Source organism: Streptomyces sp. NPDC002566 (genome assembly GCF_042889585.1).
GTDB lineage: Bacteria > Actinomycetota > Actinomycetes > Streptomycetales > Streptomycetaceae > Streptomyces.
This window is the reverse complement of the sequence record NZ_JBIARD010000009.1, coordinates 43808-59759: the sequence shown is the minus strand read 5'-3', so window position 1 is coordinate 59759 and position 15952 is coordinate 43808. Positions and strand designations below refer to the sequence as shown.

Here is a 15952-nt window from a genome sequence, read left to right as displayed (position 1 = left end):
TTAGTCCTCCCCCAGGATCTGCGGCACCTTGAAACGCTGCTGCTCCTGGGCCGGGGCGCCGGAGAGCGCCTGCTCGGGGGTGAGCGACGGACGGACCTCGTCCACGCGCATGACGTTCGTCAGCGGGAGCGGGTGCGAGGTCGGCGGTACGTCTTGGTCGGCGACCTCGCTGACGCGGGCCACCGCGCCGATGATGTCGTCCAGCTGTCCCGCGAAGTGGTCGAGCTCTTCGGGCTTCAGCTCCAGACGCGCCAGCCGGGCGAGGTGGGCGACCTCCTCGCGCGTGATGCCAGGCATGCAGCGTTCCTCTGGGGTGAGTGCGTGTGGTGTGGGGCCAATCCTAGGGTGCGGCGGCCCGTGACCGTGAAACGGTTTCGCGCGGGCGCCCCGCTCAGAGCAGGAACAGCAGGGCGGCGCTGATCAGTACGACGACCGCGGTGGCGAAGTGGATGCCGAACGCCGTGGCCTTCGTGCCGCCGTGCCGCAGCACGATCAGCGTGTCCGCGAGCGGCACCACCGCCACGCAGAGCATGAACCAGGCCTCGGGGCGCGCTCCCGCGAAGACCAGCAGCGCCAGGCCGACGAGGCCGAGTGCGCCGTCCCTGAGGCCCTTGACGGTGAGGAAGGCGCCGGCGTCGCCGGACGGGTCCGCCGGGACGCCGTAGCCGGCGGCGGCGGACGCGGGCCGGAACAGGAAGCAGTAGCCGAGGTACAGGCAGAACAGGTCGAGCACGACGGCGAGGGTGTACGCGGTGACGGTCATGTCTCTCTCCTGGTTGCTAGCAGCGCTAGGGACAAGAGTGAAGCTAGCAGAGCGTCGACAGGTTGGCTAGCGCTGCTAGAATCGGAAGCATGTCGATTCAGACGCGCCGGGAGCGCGAACGAGCGGAGCGCGAGCAGTTGATCGTCACGGCCGCGCGGGAACTGGCGGAGGCCGAGGGCTGGGAGGCGGTGACGACCCGCCGGCTGGCCGCCGAGATCGAGTACAGCCAGCCGGTCCTCTACAGCCACTTCAAGGGCAAGGACGCCATCATGGCGGCGGTCGCGGTCCAGGGCTGCGCGGACCTGGCCGTCGAGCTACGGGCGGCGCGTACCGCCGCCGACGGCGCCCGGGCCGCGCTGACGGCGGTGGGCGAGGCGTACACCGCGTTCGCCCGGCGCCGGCCCGCCCTCTACGACGCCATCTTCACGCTCACCGTGGACCTGCCGTTCGCGACGCCGGAGGCCCCGGCGGCGCTGCAGGAGGCGTTCGGTGAACTGTTGCAGACCGTGCAGCCGATCGCGGCCGACGGGGACGACCTCGGCGCCCTCGCGGAGACGTACTGGGCCTGTCTGCACGGGCTGGTCACCCTGATGCGCAGCGGCCGTCTGCCCGAGCACGCCCACGAGACGCGGCTGGCCCTGCTGATCGATCACTTCTCGGCGCGGGCGGACTGACGGGACCCCGCTGGAACGTCACTCGGCGGCAGGCAGAGCCGCCCGTGGCCGCTGCCAGCCCCGGGAGCCTCGGGCCAGGAGCCAGGCCGTGGCCTCCTGCGGGGGCATCGCCGCCGCGACCAGCCACCCCTGCACGGCGTCGCAGCCGAGGTCGCGCAGCCGCTCCCACGTCTCGTCGTCCTCGACGCCCTCCGCGACGACGAGCAGGCCCAGCGAGTGAGCGAGGTCGACCGTGCAGCGGACGATCTCCGCGTCCTGCGTGTCCACGGCCAGCCGGGCCACGAACGAACGGTCGATCTTGAGCTCGCTGACCGGCAGCCGGCGCAGATGGACCAGCGAGGAGTACCCGGTGCCGAAGTCGTCCAGCGACATCTTCACGCCGTGCGCGGTCAGCCCGTTCAGGGTGTCGGCGGCGCGCTGCGGATCCTCCAGCAGCACATGCTCGGTGATCTCGAGCTGGAGCGAACCCGCGGGCACCCCGTGCCGGGCCAGCCGCGCCGCGACGGAGCCGGCGAAGCCGGGGGTGTGCACGTCGCGCGGGGAGACGTTGACCGCGACCGGCACGTCCAGCCCCTGGGAGCGCCACTCGGCGACCTGCCCGAGCGCCGTCTCCAGCACGTACTCGGTGAGGTGCGGCATCAGCCCGGAGGACTCCGCGATCGCTATGAACTCGTCCGGCGGAACCTTTCCCCGCTCCGGGTGCACCCACCGCACCAGGGCCTCCAGACCCGCGACCTGCCCGTCGAAGCGGACCTTGGGCTGGTAGTGCAGCTGCACCTCGTGCGCGTCGAGCGCGCGCCGCAGATCGCCCAGCAGGCCCAGGCGGTCGGGGGTGTTGGAGTCGCGCTTGGACTCGTAGACCTCGACGCCCGTGCGGTCCCGCTTGGCCTGGTACATCGCCACGTCGGCCCGCCGCAGCAGCCCTTCCGCGTCGAGGGCGTGGTCGGGGAAGACGGCGACACCGGCGCTGGCCTCCAGCACGAGGGTGAGTCCGTCGAGGTCGAGGGGGGAGCTGAGGGCGGAGACGAGTCCGCGGGCGACCCGGGTCGCGGAGGTCGTGGAGTCGGCCACGGGCAGTAAGACGGCGAACTCGTCCCCGCCGAGCCGGGCGACCTCGGCCCCCCGGGGCAGCGCGAGACGCAGCCGGTCGGCGATCTGCAGGAGCAGCCGGTCCCCGGCCAGATGACCGAGGGTGTCGTTCACCGAGCGGAACCGGTCCAGGTCGATCAGCATCAGCGCGGCCCGGGCGCCGATGCGTTCGGCGTCGTCCAGGGCGGTCCAGATGCGTTCCCCGAGCCACTGGCGGTTGGGCAGCCCGGTCAGCGGGTCGCGCAACTGCTCCTCGGCCCGGGCGCGGGCCATCCACAGGGTGGAGTCGAGGGCGATGAGCGGGATGGCGAACAGCGGCAGCAGGACCGGCTTCGCCATGGCCACCACGCACACCAGCGGGGCTATGCCGAGCAGCGCGACCGCCACCAGCCCCTGGCGGACCAGGGCCGTGCGGGCGACGGTGGGCAGACCGCCGGAGCGCGGCGCGTTCAGGTACCACAGCAGGACGCGGGTGACCGCGAGGTAGGCGACGGCGACCAGCGCCACCTGGGGCGCGGTGTACGGCGTCCAGGTGTCGGGGGCCCACGGACGCTCGACGGACGGCACCCGCCCGCAGGCCGCCAGCAGCAGCGCGGCGCAGCCGATGCCGAGGATGTCGACCGCGCCGTGCAGGACGCCCTGTCGCCAGCGGTGGCGCCGGGCCACGCCGACGAGGACGACGACGGTGACGCTGACCAGTCCGGCGGGCAGCCAGCCGTAGAGCAGCAGGACGGCGAGGGTGAGGGCGGCGCCGGATCCGGTGCCGCCCCACCAGCGGGCCCGGCCGAGCATGACCAGATGGCCGACGACGACGCCGGTCAGCAGGGCCAGCGACCAGCCGGCGGCGCCGGACGGGAAGAGGGCGTGGTGGCCGGTGAAGGCGCGGTAGAAGCCGGCGCCGAGGGCGAGTGCGGCGGCCGAGACGATCACCATGGGCAGTACCGGCCAGGGCGGCCGGTGCTCGGCCCCGCCGCCGGGCAGCCGGGGCGCGGACCCGGCCGGCGGTGCGGCGGAGGCGCAGGAGGCCATGGAGCCGTGCGGTGTCCCGGTGCGCGCCTGCGCGCTCTCGGGCGGCGCTGTCCACGCCACCCACCGGCTGCCCCACCAGACGCCGGCTGCCCGGCGCCGGCGCAGCCCTGAGTCGGGGGCGGCGCTTTCGGTCGGTTCCATTCCCGTCCCTCTCACAGCCGGCGGTGCCCACGCCCCGCGGCCCGCCGCCCGGCGATGCCCGGGCGGCGCCGCGTCGGAAAGCCCTTCACCCCGGTCCCGGCGGGCCCGTCGGGGCTCCGGGGTCTTTCACGGGGATGCGCCGACCGCTGCGGGGCACGGCAGGCGCACACCTCAACAGTAGGCCGCGGTCGGCTTCCGCGGGCAGCGGTCGTCGACGGTTGCCCGAATGCGCCCCGGCCACCCGTATGCATCTGGTATGCGCCGATCGAGTGGCCTTCAACCGCTCCTGGAACCGGGTCTTCGGCCGGCGTCCCGTGCTACCCCTCGGCCGGGAGGGCCGCCTCGGTGGCCGCTTCGGGCCCCTGTTCGAGGAGGACGGTGAAGCCGTCCTCGTTCAGGACGGGCACCTTGAGCTGCATCGCCTTGTCGTACTTCGATCCGGGGCTGTCACCCACCACGACGAACGACGTCTTCTTCGACACCGATCCGGTCACCTTCGCGCCACGGCTCTGCAGTGCGTCCTTCGCGCCGTCCCGGGTGAAGTGCTCCAGGGTGCCGGTGACGACGACGGTGAGGCCTTCCAGGGGACGCGGCCCCTCGTCCTCGCCGGAGCTCTCCTCCTCCATGCGCACTCCGGCGGCCTTCCACTTGCGCAGGATCTCCTGGTGCCAGTCCTCGGCGAACCACTCCTTGAGGGAGGCGGCGATGATCGGGCCGACGCCCTCGGTGTTCGCGAGTTCCTCCTCGCTGGCGGCCTGAATGCGGTCGATGGAGCGGAACTCCCGCGCGAGCGCCTCCGCGGCGACCGGCCCCACGTGGCGGATCGACAGACCGGTCAGGACGCGCGCGAGCGGGCGCTCCTTCGCGGCCGCGATGTTCTCCAGCATGGCGACGGCGTTCTTCCTCGGCTCGCCCTGCTGGTTGGCGAAGACCGTGGCGATCTTCTCCTCGCCGGTCTTCGGGTCGCGCTTGGGCAGACCGCTGTCCTGGTCCAGGACGTACGCCCTGATCGGCAGCAGCCGCTCGATGGTGAGGTCGAACAGGTCGCCCTCGTCGACCAGCGGCGGGTCGCTCGGCTCCAGCGGCTTGGTGAGGGCGGCCGCGGAGACATAGCCGAAGTGCTCGATGTCGAGGGCCTTGCGGCCTGCCAGGTAGTACAGCCGCTCGCGCAACTGGGCGGGGCATGTGCGGGCGTTGGGGCAGCGCAGGTCGACGTCGCCCTCCTTCATGGGCCGCAGAGCCGTACCGCACTCGGGGCACTCGGACGGCATCACGAACTCCCGCTCGCTGCCGTCGCGCAGGTCCGCCACCGGGCCGAGGATCTCCGGGATGACGTCACCGGCCTTGCGCAGCACCACCGTGTCCCCGATGAGGACGCCCTTGGCCTTGACGACGTCCTGGTTGTGCAGCGTCGCGAACTCGACCTCCGAGCCGGCCACCGTCACCGGCTCGACCTGGGCGTACGGCGTCACCCGGCCCGTACGGCCCACGCCCACACGGATGTTGACGAGCTTGGTGTTGACCTCCTCCGGCGCGTACTTGTACGCGATGGCCCAGCGCGGCGCGCGGGAGGTGGAGCCGAGCCGGCCCTGGAGGGGGATCTCGTCGAGCTTGACGACGACCCCGTCGATCTCGTGCGCCACCGAGTGGCGGTTCTCGCCGTAGTACGCGATGAACTCCCGTACGCCGTCGAGCCCGTCGACCACCCTGTTGTGCGGCGACGTGGGCAGGCCCCAGGACTTCAGCAGGTCGTAGGCCTCGGAGAGGCGGGTCAGCCCTTCGTAGCCCTCCAGGGCGCCGATGCCGTGCACGACCATGTGCAGGGGGCGGGTGGCGGTGACGCGCGGGTCCTTCTGGCGCAGCGAACCGGCCGCCGCGTTGCGCGGGTTGGCGAAGGGCTTCTCGCCGGCCGCGACGAGGCGGGCGTTGAGCTCCTCGAACTTCTCCATCGGGAAGTAGACCTCGCCGCGGATCTCCACGAGCGTGGGCACGCCGTCCCCGGCCAGCCGCTCGGGGATCTCCGCGATGGTGCGCACGTTGGGCGTGATGTCCTCGCCGGTGCGGCCGTCGCCGCGGGTCGCCGCGCGCGTGAGCCGGCCGTTCTCATACGTGAGGTTGACGGCGAGGCCGTCGACCTTCAGCTCGCACAGGAAGTGGTACACGGAGGCGCCCACGTCCTTGTGGACGCGCTCCGCCCAGGCGGCCAGCTCCAGATCGTCGAAGGCGTTGTCCAGCGAGAGCATCCGCTCGCGGTGCTGGACCGCCGTGAACTCCGTGGCGTACGCGCCCGCGACCTTCTGGGTCGGCGAGTCGGGCGTGCGCAGCTCCGGATACCGCTCCTCCAGCGCCTCCAGGGTGCGCAGGAGCCGGTCGAACTCCGCGTCGCTGATGACGGGAGCGTCCTTCACGTAATAGCGGAAGCGGTGCTCCTCGATCTGCTCGGCGAGCTGCGCGTGCTGCTCCCGTGCCTCGCTGGGCACCGCCGTCTCCGCTTGCCTGTCGCCGGCCACCGTGTCGTCCTCCCGTTACTCTGGGTTGTCCGCGAGTGATCTCGCCGCCCGGGCGCAGTGGGCGAGCGCCTGTCGCGCGTACCCCGGGGAAGCCCCCGCGAGGCCGCACGCCGGCGTGACCGTGACCGTTTCCGCGAGCAGCCCCGGTCGCAGGCCCAGCCTGCGCCACAACGTCCTGACACCCATGACGCTACCGGCAGGGTCTGACAATGCGGTGTCCGTGCCGGGCACGACACCGGCGAACAGCCGGGTGCCCGCTTCCACCGCCTCGCCGATCGCATCGTCGTCACGTTCGGTGAGAAGGGAGAAGTCGAAGGAGACCGCAGCGGCCCCCGCCCTGCGCAGCAGCGCGAACGGCACGTCCGGCGCGCACGAGTGGACCACGACGGGCCCCTCCGCGTGCACCCCGACGACGTCCCGCAGCGTCGCCTCGACGAGCTGCCGGTCCACGGCCCGGTGGGTGCGGTAGCCGCTGGCGGTCCGCACCCGGCCGCGCAGGACGGCGGCGAGGGAGGGCTCGTCGAGCTGGAGGACGAGGTCGGCGCCGGGGACGCGGCGCCCTACCTCGGCGAGGTGCAGGCGCAGGCCCTCCATGAGGGAGGCGGACAGGTCGCGTACGGCGCCGGGGTCGGAGAGGGCGGCCTCGCCGTTCTTCAGCTCCAGTGCGGCGGCGAGGGTCCAGGGGCCGACGGCCTGGACCTTCAGGGGGCCCTGGTAGTCCTGTGTGAACTCCTCCAGCGCGTCGAGGTCCTCCCCCAGCCACGACCTGGCCCGTCTGGTGTCCCGGCCGGGGTGGTCGCCGATGCGCCAGCCGCTGGGCTCCACGCGCGCGTAGAGCTCCACGAGGAGGCCTGCGGTACGGCCGATCATGTCGGCGCCGGGGCCTCTGGCGGGGAGTTCGGCGAGGAAGGGGAAGTCCTCGAAGGAGCCTGTGGCTGTCTTCGCGGCCTCTCTGGCGTCGCCGCCGGGCAAGGACCCGACGCCGGTGGCGGAGCCGAAACTGAAAGTTGCGTTCACGCGAGAAGCCTACGGAGTCCCGCCCGGACGGGCTGAACGTCCTCGCCCGCTGGGCCCGTCAGCGGCCCGGCCGTACCGTCAGGTCGTTGATCTCCGCGTCCCTGGGCAGGTCGATCGCCGTGAGGATGGCCGTCGCCACCGACTCGGGGTCGATCCAGCGGTCGGGGTCGTACTCCTTGCCCTCCTGCCGGTGCACCTTGGCCTGCATCGGACTGGCCGTTCGCCCGGGGTAGACCGACGTGACGCGCACGCCGCCCGCGTGCTCCTCGTGGCGCAGGGAGTCGGCGAGGGCCTTCAGGCCGTGCTTGGAGGCGGCGTAGGCGGACCAGTCGGCGTGGGCGTTCAGCCCCGCCCCGGAGTTCACGAACACCACGTGCCCGCGGGCCGTCCGCAACTGCGGGAGGAAGTGCCGCGTCAGCTCCGCGGGCGCGATGAGGTTGACGTTGAGCTGATGGCGCCAGGACTTGGGCGTCAGCTCCCCCACCGGTCCGAGGTCGACGACGCCCGCGATGTGCATCAGGCTGTCCACCCGCTCCGGCAGCGTCTGGTGCGAGAAGGCCCAGGACAGCCGGTCGGGGTCGGTGAGGTCGCCGACGAGCGTCCGCGCCCCGGGGAACCGGGCCGCCAGTTCCTTCGCCCGTCCCGCGTCGCGCGCGTGCAGCACGAGTTCGTCGCCGCGCTCGTGGAGACGGCGGGCGACGGCCGCGCCGATGCCGGAACCGGCCCCGGTGATCACATGAGTAGCCATGCCCGCCATGCTCGCATCACCGTGGGCTCACCCGACGCCCTGGCCCGCCCCGGCGGCCGTCGACGTCACGGCTTCCAGGTGGGCCAGCGCCCCCGCCGGCTCCTGCGCGAAGAACATCAGCTCGCTCAGCGGACGGGGCAGGAAACCCTCGGCCTCCATGCGCCGGAACTGCTGCTCGAGCCCGTCGTAGAAGCCGGCGGTGTTCAGCAGGACCACCGGCATGTCCGTGTGGCCGTGCTTCTTCAGCTCCAGGATCTCGGTGGCCTCGTCCAGCGTCCCGGTCCCGCCCACCATGATCACCACCGCGTCGGCCTTCTCCAGCAGCAGCCGCTTGCGCTCGGCCAGGTCCCGCGCGACGACCATCTCGTCGGCCCCCGACCGCGCCGTGGCCACGAGGAAGTCCACCGACACCCCGCACAGCCGTCCGCCCGCCTCCTGGACCCCGTCGGCGACCACCTTCATCAGCCCGACGTCGGAGCCGCCCCACACGAGGGTGTGCCCGCCCTTGCCGAGCAGTTCCGCGAACTCGCGCGCGGGGCCGGTGTAGCGGTCGTCGAGGTCGGCGGCGGAGAGGAAGACGCAGATACGCATGCCGCCACCGTACGCGGGAAGAACGCCGGGCCCGCGAGCGCTTCCCCGGTATGGCAGACGGACACACGATCACGATCGAGCGGGGCGCCCGGCACATCAGGGTCGTCCACGGCGGCCAGGTGCTGGCGGAGACCGACCGAGCCCTCGTCCTGAGGGAGACCGGCTGTCCCGTGCGGTACTACATCCCCGTCGAGGACGTACGACTGGACCTCCTGACCCCCTCCGAGACGCACACCCACTGCCCCTTCAAGGGGACGGCGTCCTACTGGTCGCTGCCCGACGCGGCGGACCTCGTCTGGGCGTATCCCGACCCGAAACCCGACGTCGCCGAGATCAAGGACCATCTGTGCTTCTACGAAGTGGAGGTGTCGTGACCCGGTGAGTCCTCCGCCCGGTGGCAGTCTGCACTGGCATGGACAAGAGGATTGTTTCGCGCGACGGCACCGAAGTCGCCTACACACGTACCGGAGCGGGCCCCGCCGTCATCCTGGTCAGCGGGGCGATGTCGACGGGCGGCACGGTGGCGCCGCTGGCCGGGCTCCTCGCCCACCGTTTCACCGCCCTGTGGTACGACCGCCGGGGCCGCGGCGAGAGCGGTGACACGGCGCCGTACGCGGTGGAGCGCGAGGTGGAGGACCTGGCCGCGCTGATCGACGCGGCGGGCGGCGAGGCGGCGCTGTACGGCGTCTCCTCGGGCGGCGCGCTGGCGCTCCGGGCGGCGGCGAGCGGGCTGCCGGTGAGCCGGGTGGCGGTGTACGAGACGCCGTACGCGGACTTCTCCGAGCACGGCGCGCAGGAGCGTGCCGCCTACACCGCGCGGTTGACCGAGGCCTTGGCGGCGGACCGGCGGGGTGACGCGGTCGAGTCGTTCCTGCGGCTGACGGGCCTGGCCGAGGCGGTGATCGAGGGGGCACGCCAGTCGCCGATGTGGGCGTCGATGGAGGCGATGGCCCCGACCCTCGCCTACGACGACGCGGTGATGGGCGACGGGCTGCTGCCCCGGGAGCTGCTGGCCGGGGTCGGCGTGCCGGTGCTGGCCGTGGCGGGCTCGGAGAGCCCGCCGTGGCTGCGCCGGGCCGTGGAGGAGGTCGCGCGGGCGGTCCCCCGGGGCGAGCAGCGGACGCTGGAGGGCCAGACGCACATGGTGGACCCGAACGTCCTGGCGCCGGTCCTCACGGAGTTCCTGACGCCCTGACCGGCTCCTCGGGGCGTCACACCGCCGCGGTCGACGCGCGCGTGGATCGGGGCGTCACACCGCCGCGGTCGACGCGCGCGTGGTCGACGCGATCGTCGCCGAGCCCACCACGCGCGTGCCGTCGTACAGGACGATCGCCTGGCCGGGGGCCACGCCGCGGACCGGCTCGGTGAAGGCGACGTTCAGGGTGCCGTCGACGAGTTCGGCGCTCACCTCGGTCTCGCCGCCGTGGGCGCGCAGCTGGGCGGTGTAGACGCCGGGGCCGGCGGGGGCCGTGCCGCACCAGCGGGGCTTGATCGCCGTCAGGCCCGTGACGTCGAGGGCGTCGGCGGGGCCGACGGTCACCGTGTTGTTCACCGGCGAGATGTCCAGGACGTAGCGCGGCTTGCCGTCGGCGGCCGGGGTGCCGATCCTGAGCCCCTTGCGCTGGCCGATGGTGAAGCCGTACGCGCCCTCGTGCGTGCCGAGCTTGTTGCCGGCCTCGTCGACGATGTCGCCCTCGGCCCGGCCGAGGCGGCGGGCGAGGAAGCCCTGGGTGTCGCCGTCGGCGATGAAGCAGATGTCGTGCGAGTCGGGCTTCTTGGCGACGGCGAGGCCGCGCCGCTCGGCCTCGGCGCGGATCTCGTCCTTCGTGGTCACGGTGTCGCCGAGGGGGAACAGCGCGTGGGCGAGCTGCTTGTCGTCGAGGACGCCGAGGACGTAGGACTGGTCCTTGGCCATGTCGGAGGCGCGGTGCAGTTCGCGGGTGCCGTCCTCGCGGACGACGACCTTGGCGTAGTGGCCGGTGCACACGGCGTCGAAGCCCAGCGCGAGCGCCTTGTCGAGGAGCGCGGCGAACTTGATCTTCTCGTTGCAGCGCAGGCAGGGGTTGGGGGTGCGGCCGGCCTCGTACTCGGCGACGAAGTCCTCGACGACGTCCTCGCGGAAGCGGTCGGCGAGGTCCCAGACGTAGAACGGGATGCCGATGACGTCGGCGGCGCGGCGGGCGTCGCGGGAGTCCTCGATGGTGCAACAGCCCCGCGCGCCCGTGCGGAACGACTGCGGGTTGGCGGAGAGCGCGAGGTGGACGCCGGTGACGTCGTGGCCGGCTTCCGCGGCGCGGGCGGCGGCGACGGCGGAGTCGACCCCGCCCGACATGGCGGCGAGTACGCGGAGGGGACGGGGGCGCTGCGAGGTCTCAGTCATAACCCTTCCAGGGTACGGGTCGCGGGGAACCGGAGCCCGTGCGTATCCGTTGGAAGTGTTCGAGGGCCCGGTGCGGGTGGGGGCCCGCGGGCCGGGCATGGCGGTCCGGGTGGGTGCGTCGAGGTGCGGATGAGGGATTCAGAGGGGCAGGGCGGGCGTATGGGGGCGAGCGGCAAGGACGGCGACCGGCGGCTGGGGCGGCGGGCCCTGCTCGTGGGCGGGCTGGCGGCGGCGGCCGGTTCGGCGGCGCTGGCGCGTGACGAGCTGGCACGGCTGTGGTGGCGGGCGCCGGGCGTGGAGAAGCCCCGGGTGGAGGGCGCGGTCGACTTCCACGGCGCGGGGTGGGTGGCGGCGTCGGAGGCGAACTACCGCCGGGCCGACCGGCCGGACGACTACGGCATCGACCGGGTGGTCGTCCATGTCACGCAGGGGGACTTCGCGAGCGCGGTGAAGGTCTTCCAGGACCCGTCGCACAAGGCGGCCGCCCACTACATCGTCCGTCAGGACGGCCGTGTCACGCAGATGATCCGCGAGCTGGACGTGGCGTACCACGCGGGCAACCGGTCGTACAACGAGCGGAGCATCGGCATCGAGCACGAGGGGTTCGTGGACCGGCCGCGGGACTTCACGGACGCGATGTACGCGGCGTCGGCGCGGCTGACGGCGGGGATCTGCCGGCGCTACGGCATACCCGTGGACCGCGAGCACATCATCGGGCACGTGGAGGTGCCGGGGACGGACCACACCGATCCCGGCGAGCACTGGGACTGGGACCGGTATCTGAGACTCGTCCGGGAGGCGCACACCGCGGCGGCGTGAGGCCGGGCGGCCCTCAGGTGAGTCCCGCCGCGCGGGCGCGTTCCACGGCGGGGCCGATGGCCTCGGCGACCGCTTCGACGTCGGCCTCGGTGGAGGTGTGGCCGAGGGAGAAGCGGAGGGTGCCGCGGGCGAGGTCGGGATCGGTGCCGGTGGCGAGGAGGACGTGGCTGGGCTGGGCGACGCCGGCGGTACAGGCGGAGCCGGTGGAGCACTCGATGCCCTGGGCGTCCAGGAGCAGCAACAGGGAGTCGCCCTCGCAGCCGGGGAAGGTGAAGTGGGCGTTGGCGGGGAGCCGGCCCTCGGGCGCGGGGTCGCCGCCGAGGATCGCGTCCGGGACGGCCGTGCGGACGGCGTCGATCAGCGAGTCGCGCAGGGCGCCGATCTCGTGGGCGAACCACTCGCGCTGCTCGGCGGCGAGGCGGCCGGCGACGGCGAAGGAGGCGATGGCGGGGACGTCGAGGGTGCCGGAGCGGACGTGCCGTTCCTGGCCGCCGCCGTGCAGCACCGGTACGGGCGTGTACTCACGGCCGAGCAGGAGCGCGCCGATGCCGTAGGGGCCGCCGATCTTGTGGCCGGACACGGTCATCGCGGCGAGGCCGGAGGCGGCGAAGTCGACGGGCACCTGACCGAAGGCCTGGACGGCGTCGGCGTGCAGGGGGACGTCGAACTCGGCGGCGGTCTCGGCGAGTTCACGGACCGGCATGACGGTGCCGATCTCGTTGTTCGCCCACATGACGGTGGCGAGGGCGACGTCGGAGGGGTCGCGGGCGATCGCTTCGCGGAGGGCGTCGGGGTGGACCCTGCCGTGGGCGTCGACGGGGAGGTACTCGACGGTGGCGCCCTCGTGTTCGCCGAGCCAGTGCACGGCGTCGAGGACCGCGTGGTGCTCCACGGGGCTGGCGAGGACGCGGGTGCGGGCCGGGTCGGCGTCCCGGCGGGCCCAGTACAGGCCCTTGACGGCGAGGTTGTCGGCCTCGGTGCCGCCGGAGGTGAGGACCACCTCGCTGGGGCGGGCGCCCAGCGACTCCGCGAGGGTCTCGCGGGACTCCTCGACCGTGCGGCGGGCCTGGCGGCCGGACGCGTGCAGGGAGGAGGCGTTGCCGGTGACGCCCAGGTGGGCGGTCAGTGCCTCTGCCGCCTCCGGGAGCATGGGAGTGGTCGCGGCGTGGTCGAGGTATGCCATGGTGAGGCGATTCTACGGGGCGGGGTCGCAGTGCCTCGTGCCACGGTGGTCCGGAGCGGCCGCCCACGGCGGTGGGGGCGGGCCGTCTCGGCGGGTGGCCGCCGCGCGGGCGCGCGGAGGGCCGTCGTCCTGGGTCAGAAGTTCCAGGAGACGGTCGCGTCGGCCTGCATGAAGGCGACCAGGACGACCAGGTCGGCGACGCCCAGGGAGAGGCCGAGCCAGGCACGGCCCCGGCGCTTGGTGCCGCGCCAGAGGGCCACGGACGCCAGGACGATCGCGACGGGTCCGAGGAACACGTTCAGGACGAGGAGGCCGACGAGGCCCAGGACGAAGGACGCGACGGCCATGCCGTCGGTGTCGCGGACGCCCGTGCGGCGGGAGGCCGGTGCGGTGAGCTGCATGGTCGTTGTGCTCCTTCCGGTCAGTGGGACGAGGTGTGGTGCCGGCGGCCGTGGCGCTCGCGGAGCGCGAAGATGCCGAGCCAGGCGGCGATCACGACGGCGGCGGCGAGCGAGAAGCCCAGCGGCGCGTGGGCGACGGTGCCCAGGACGACGCCGAGCAGCAGCAGTGCGGCGACGAGGAACAGCATGGGAACGGATCCCCCTTCGTGAAGTTTCGGTGAACGGTTGTAGTTACAGTTGTTCACTGACTTTCGAGTCTACCGTGCCTCCCGACTTGCGTTTCCAGAGAACAGTTGTTAACTGGATGACATGAGTCACACCCTCGGCATCCGTCAGGCCCAGAAACAGAAGACCCGGCAGGCGCTCCTCGACGCGGCGCTGGGCCTGCTGGAGGAGCAGAGCCTGAGCAGTCTGGGCCTGCGCGAGGTCACCCGCGCCGTCGGCGTCGCCCCGACCGCCTTCTACCGGCACTTCCGCTCGACCGCGGACCTCGGCGTGGCCCTGGTCGAGGAGGCCCTGGGCAGCCTGCACCCGATGATCCGGACCACCGTGACCACCGCCCAGTCCAGCGACGAACGCATCACCCGCGCCGTCGAGTTGATCGCCCGTCACGTTCACGCGTACCCCGCTCACGTCCGTTTCATCGCCCGCGAACGACATGGCGGAGTCCAGCCGGTGCGGGAGGCGATCCGGGAGCAACTCGGCCGATTCGCCGAGGAGGTGAGGATCGAACTGGCCAAGGACCCGGAGTCGGAGGGCTGGAGCGACGACGACCTGCTGATGCTCTCCCACCTCTACGTCGACCAGATGCTCGTCACCGCCTCGATGTTCCTGGAGGCCCAGGAACAGGAACTCCAGCCGGCCGCGGACGGCGAGGCGGAAGGGGGCGTCCGGGCGGAACGGGAGACCGCCCAGGAGTACGTCACCCGGCTCGCCACCCGTCAGATGCGGCTCATCAGCATCGGCCGCCATCACTGGCTCGACTGACCCGGTCCACGCGGACGGACGGGCGGCGCACTCACCCCGAGTGCGCCGCCCGCCGCTTGTGCCGTACAGAAGACACGCCGAACGTCAGCCCTGCTGCTGCACCTGCCCCTGCTGCGGCCCCGGACCACCGCAACCGCCACCCTGACCGCCGCCGGGGCCACCCTGGCCACCGCCCTGCCCCCCGCCGGGCCCGCCGCTCGGCATACCCGAGGGCGCACCCGACGGCATGCCCGAGGGCGCACCCGACGGCGCCCCGGAGGGAGCCCCCGACGGAGCACCGGAGGGAGCCCCGGACGGCGCTCCCTCCGGCCCCCCGCTGGGCATCCCGGACGGGGCCTGGCACCCCTGCTGCCCCGCGGAGCCGCCGCCGGAGGACGTGGACGACGAGGAGTCGCCCGAGCCGCAGGCCACGAGGACCAGAGGCGAGAGCGCCAGCAGGGCCACCGCGGGCGCGAGACGGGCCGACTTCAGTGCGCGCTTCATGAGAACCAGCTCCGGAGAGGATGAGGAACGCTTGCGCCGGGACTCAACCACCGTCGCCTGGGCCCTACTTGGGCCCGCGCTGTGCACCGTCTGTCAGCCGGCCGGCGCACACCTCGCCGAACCCCCTCCCGAACCCGGGGGTCCCCCCGGCGGTCACCGCTGCACGCGGGCCAACTGCCGTGACTGCGCGACCAGTCGGTCCTCGCTGTCCCAGACCTCGGCGTCCTCCTCCAGGAAGCCGCCCGCGAGGTTGCGGGTGGTGATGGAGACGCGCACCGGGCCGGGGGCCGGGCGGCAGCGGACGTGGACGGTGAGTTCGACCGTGGGGACCCAGCCGGCGATGCCGAGGTCGAAGGCGGTGGGCGGCAGGGCGTCCACGGCGAGCAGCAGGGAGAGCGGGTCGGCGTCCCGGCCGTCGGCGAGGCCGAACCAGGCCCTCATCTCGCCCTTGCCGGAGGGCTGTCCGAGCGCCCAGCCGATGGTCGAGGGGTCCAGCTTGAGCATCAGCCGCTGGGCGATGGGCTGCTGGTCGGCGTCGGGGGCGGGGGCGGGCCCGTCCTCGGGTCCGAAGCACTGGCCGATCGGCGGGAAGGCGGGCGGCTTCGCCGACGTGCGGACGTCGTCGGGGAGGGCGTCGAGGTCGCCGTAGGAGGCGAGGACGCGGATGCGTTCGACCTCGCGGCCCTCTCCGTCGTACTGGAAGAGGGAGGCCTGCCCGGTGGAGAGGGTGCGGCCGGCGCGGACCGTCTCGGTGCGCACGACGGCCGGGCCGGGGCGGGAGGCGCTGAGGTAGTGCGCGGAGACGGTGAAGGGGTCGCCGTGCGGGAGGGCGTCCGCCAGCGCGCGGCCGAGGACCGCGAGGAGATAGCCGCCGTTGACGGCGCCGAAGATCGTCCATCCGGCGGAGAGGTCGGTGTCGTAGACGCCGGGTTCGCGCAGGGTGACGGCGGTGTCGCGGTCGAACTCGCTGTCGCCGACGGCGGCGGGGGCGATGGCTGCTTCTGGCATGCCTGAACCGTACAACAGGAGATTACTAAGCGGTAGCTTTGCTGTCTGGGTCCCGGCCCGAGCCCGAGCCGGAGGGCATCTCCCTCCCCCAGGTGAGAACCCGGCAAGACCCCGGTAAGCGTCCCCCTC

Annotated in this window: 17 protein-coding genes; 5 read left to right on the top strand and 12 right to left on the bottom strand. The window is 73.0% G+C overall.

Annotated features, from left to right (window positions below):
• Positions 1-297, bottom strand: a complete 297-nt coding sequence (gene gatC, locus ACFYXA_RS30605; protein ID WP_095936815.1) for an Asp-tRNA(Asn)/Glu-tRNA(Gln) amidotransferase subunit GatC — start codon at positions 295-297, stop codon at positions 1-3.
• A gap of 94 nt (positions 298-391) precedes the next feature.
• Positions 392-763 (bottom strand): DUF4267 domain-containing protein, encoded by a 372-nt coding sequence (locus ACFYXA_RS30600; RefSeq protein WP_389039009.1) that lies wholly within the window; start codon positions 761-763, stop codon positions 392-394.
• An 89-nt stretch (positions 764-852) separates the two neighbouring features.
• Between ACFYXA_RS30600 and ACFYXA_RS30595 the strand changes: the two genes are divergently transcribed.
• The gene (locus tag ACFYXA_RS30595) at positions 853-1437 is read left to right on the top strand and encodes a TetR/AcrR family transcriptional regulator (RefSeq protein WP_351098892.1); all 585 of its coding nucleotides are present in this window, start codon (positions 853-855) and stop codon (positions 1435-1437) included.
• 18 nt (positions 1438-1455) lie between these two features.
• On the opposite strand, the gene ACFYXA_RS30590 is transcribed toward ACFYXA_RS30595, so the two are convergent.
• The 5 genes from ACFYXA_RS30590 to ACFYXA_RS30570 form a co-directional block, all read right to left on the bottom strand.
• The gene (locus tag ACFYXA_RS30590) at positions 1456-3696 is read right to left on the bottom strand and encodes a putative bifunctional diguanylate cyclase/phosphodiesterase (protein WP_389039006.1); all 2241 of its coding nucleotides are present in this window, start codon (positions 3694-3696) and stop codon (positions 1456-1458) included.
• A gap of 317 nt (positions 3697-4013) precedes the next feature.
• Positions 4014-6206: an NAD-dependent DNA ligase LigA gene (gene ligA / locus ACFYXA_RS30585; protein ID WP_389039003.1), complete on the bottom strand. Its 2193-nt coding sequence runs from the start codon at positions 6204-6206 to the stop codon at positions 4014-4016.
• A 15-nt stretch (positions 6207-6221) separates the two neighbouring features.
• Positions 6222-7223: a methionine synthase gene (locus ACFYXA_RS30580; protein ID WP_389039000.1), complete on the bottom strand. Its 1002-nt coding sequence runs from the start codon at positions 7221-7223 to the stop codon at positions 6222-6224.
• 58 nt (positions 7224-7281) lie between these two features.
• Positions 7282-7980 (bottom strand): SDR family oxidoreductase, encoded by a 699-nt coding sequence (locus ACFYXA_RS30575; RefSeq protein ID WP_389038997.1) that lies wholly within the window; start codon positions 7978-7980, stop codon positions 7282-7284.
• A gap of 18 nt (positions 7981-7998) precedes the next feature.
• On the bottom strand, positions 7999-8562 hold the full coding sequence (locus ACFYXA_RS30570; protein ID WP_389038994.1) for a TIGR00730 family Rossman fold protein: 564 nt from the start codon (positions 8560-8562) through the stop codon (positions 7999-8001).
• A gap of 50 nt (positions 8563-8612) precedes the next feature.
• Between ACFYXA_RS30570 and ACFYXA_RS30565 the strand changes: the two genes are divergently transcribed.
• On the top strand, positions 8613-8936 hold the full coding sequence (locus tag ACFYXA_RS30565) for a DUF427 domain-containing protein (RefSeq protein ID WP_352250037.1): 324 nt from the start codon (positions 8613-8615) through the stop codon (positions 8934-8936).
• A gap of 38 nt (positions 8937-8974) precedes the next feature.
• Positions 8975-9757 (top strand): alpha/beta fold hydrolase, encoded by a 783-nt coding sequence (locus tag ACFYXA_RS30560; RefSeq protein ID WP_352250039.1) that lies wholly within the window; start codon positions 8975-8977, stop codon positions 9755-9757.
• A gap of 54 nt (positions 9758-9811) precedes the next feature.
• Here the strand turns inward: ACFYXA_RS30560 and mnmA are convergent, their stop codons facing one another.
• Positions 9812-10942 (bottom strand): tRNA 2-thiouridine(34) synthase MnmA, encoded by a 1131-nt coding sequence (gene mnmA, locus ACFYXA_RS30555; RefSeq protein ID WP_352250041.1) that lies wholly within the window; start codon positions 10940-10942, stop codon positions 9812-9814.
• Between the two features lie 129 nt (positions 10943-11071).
• Here mnmA and ACFYXA_RS30550 point away from each other — a divergent pair, with 129 nt between their 5' ends.
• Complete coding sequence (locus tag ACFYXA_RS30550) at positions 11072-11761, top strand: N-acetylmuramoyl-L-alanine amidase (protein WP_389038988.1); 690 nt, start codon at positions 11072-11074, stop codon at positions 11759-11761.
• A gap of 13 nt (positions 11762-11774) precedes the next feature.
• Here the strand turns inward: ACFYXA_RS30550 and ACFYXA_RS30545 are convergent, their stop codons facing one another.
• The 3 genes from ACFYXA_RS30545 to ACFYXA_RS30535 all read right to left on the bottom strand — a co-directional run bounded on the left by ACFYXA_RS30545 (position 11775) and on the right by ACFYXA_RS30535 (position 13533).
• Positions 11775-12944 carry a cysteine desulfurase family protein gene (locus tag ACFYXA_RS30545; RefSeq protein ID WP_352250043.1) on the bottom strand — a complete coding sequence of 390 codons (1170 nt, stop codon included), beginning with the start codon at positions 12942-12944 and terminating at the stop codon, positions 11775-11777.
• A 134-nt stretch (positions 12945-13078) separates the two neighbouring features.
• On the bottom strand, positions 13079-13345 hold the full coding sequence (locus ACFYXA_RS30540; protein WP_389038984.1) for a DUF4190 domain-containing protein: 267 nt from the start codon (positions 13343-13345) through the stop codon (positions 13079-13081).
• Positions 13346-13365: 20 nt separating this feature from the next.
• A complete protein-coding gene (locus tag ACFYXA_RS30535) occupies positions 13366-13533 on the bottom strand; it encodes a hypothetical protein (RefSeq protein WP_352250045.1) in 168 nt (55 codons plus the stop codon).
• A 121-nt stretch (positions 13534-13654) separates the two neighbouring features.
• Here ACFYXA_RS30535 and ACFYXA_RS30530 point away from each other — a divergent pair, with 121 nt between their 5' ends.
• On the top strand, positions 13655-14332 hold the full coding sequence (locus ACFYXA_RS30530; protein ID WP_389038982.1) for a TetR family transcriptional regulator: 678 nt from the start codon (positions 13655-13657) through the stop codon (positions 14330-14332).
• Between the two features lie 636 nt (positions 14333-14968).
• Here ACFYXA_RS30530 and ACFYXA_RS30525 read toward each other — a convergent pair.
• Complete coding sequence (locus tag ACFYXA_RS30525; protein WP_130443302.1) at positions 14969-15823, bottom strand: thioesterase family protein; 855 nt, start codon at positions 15821-15823, stop codon at positions 14969-14971.
• Between the last annotated feature and the right edge of the window lie 129 nt (positions 15824-15952).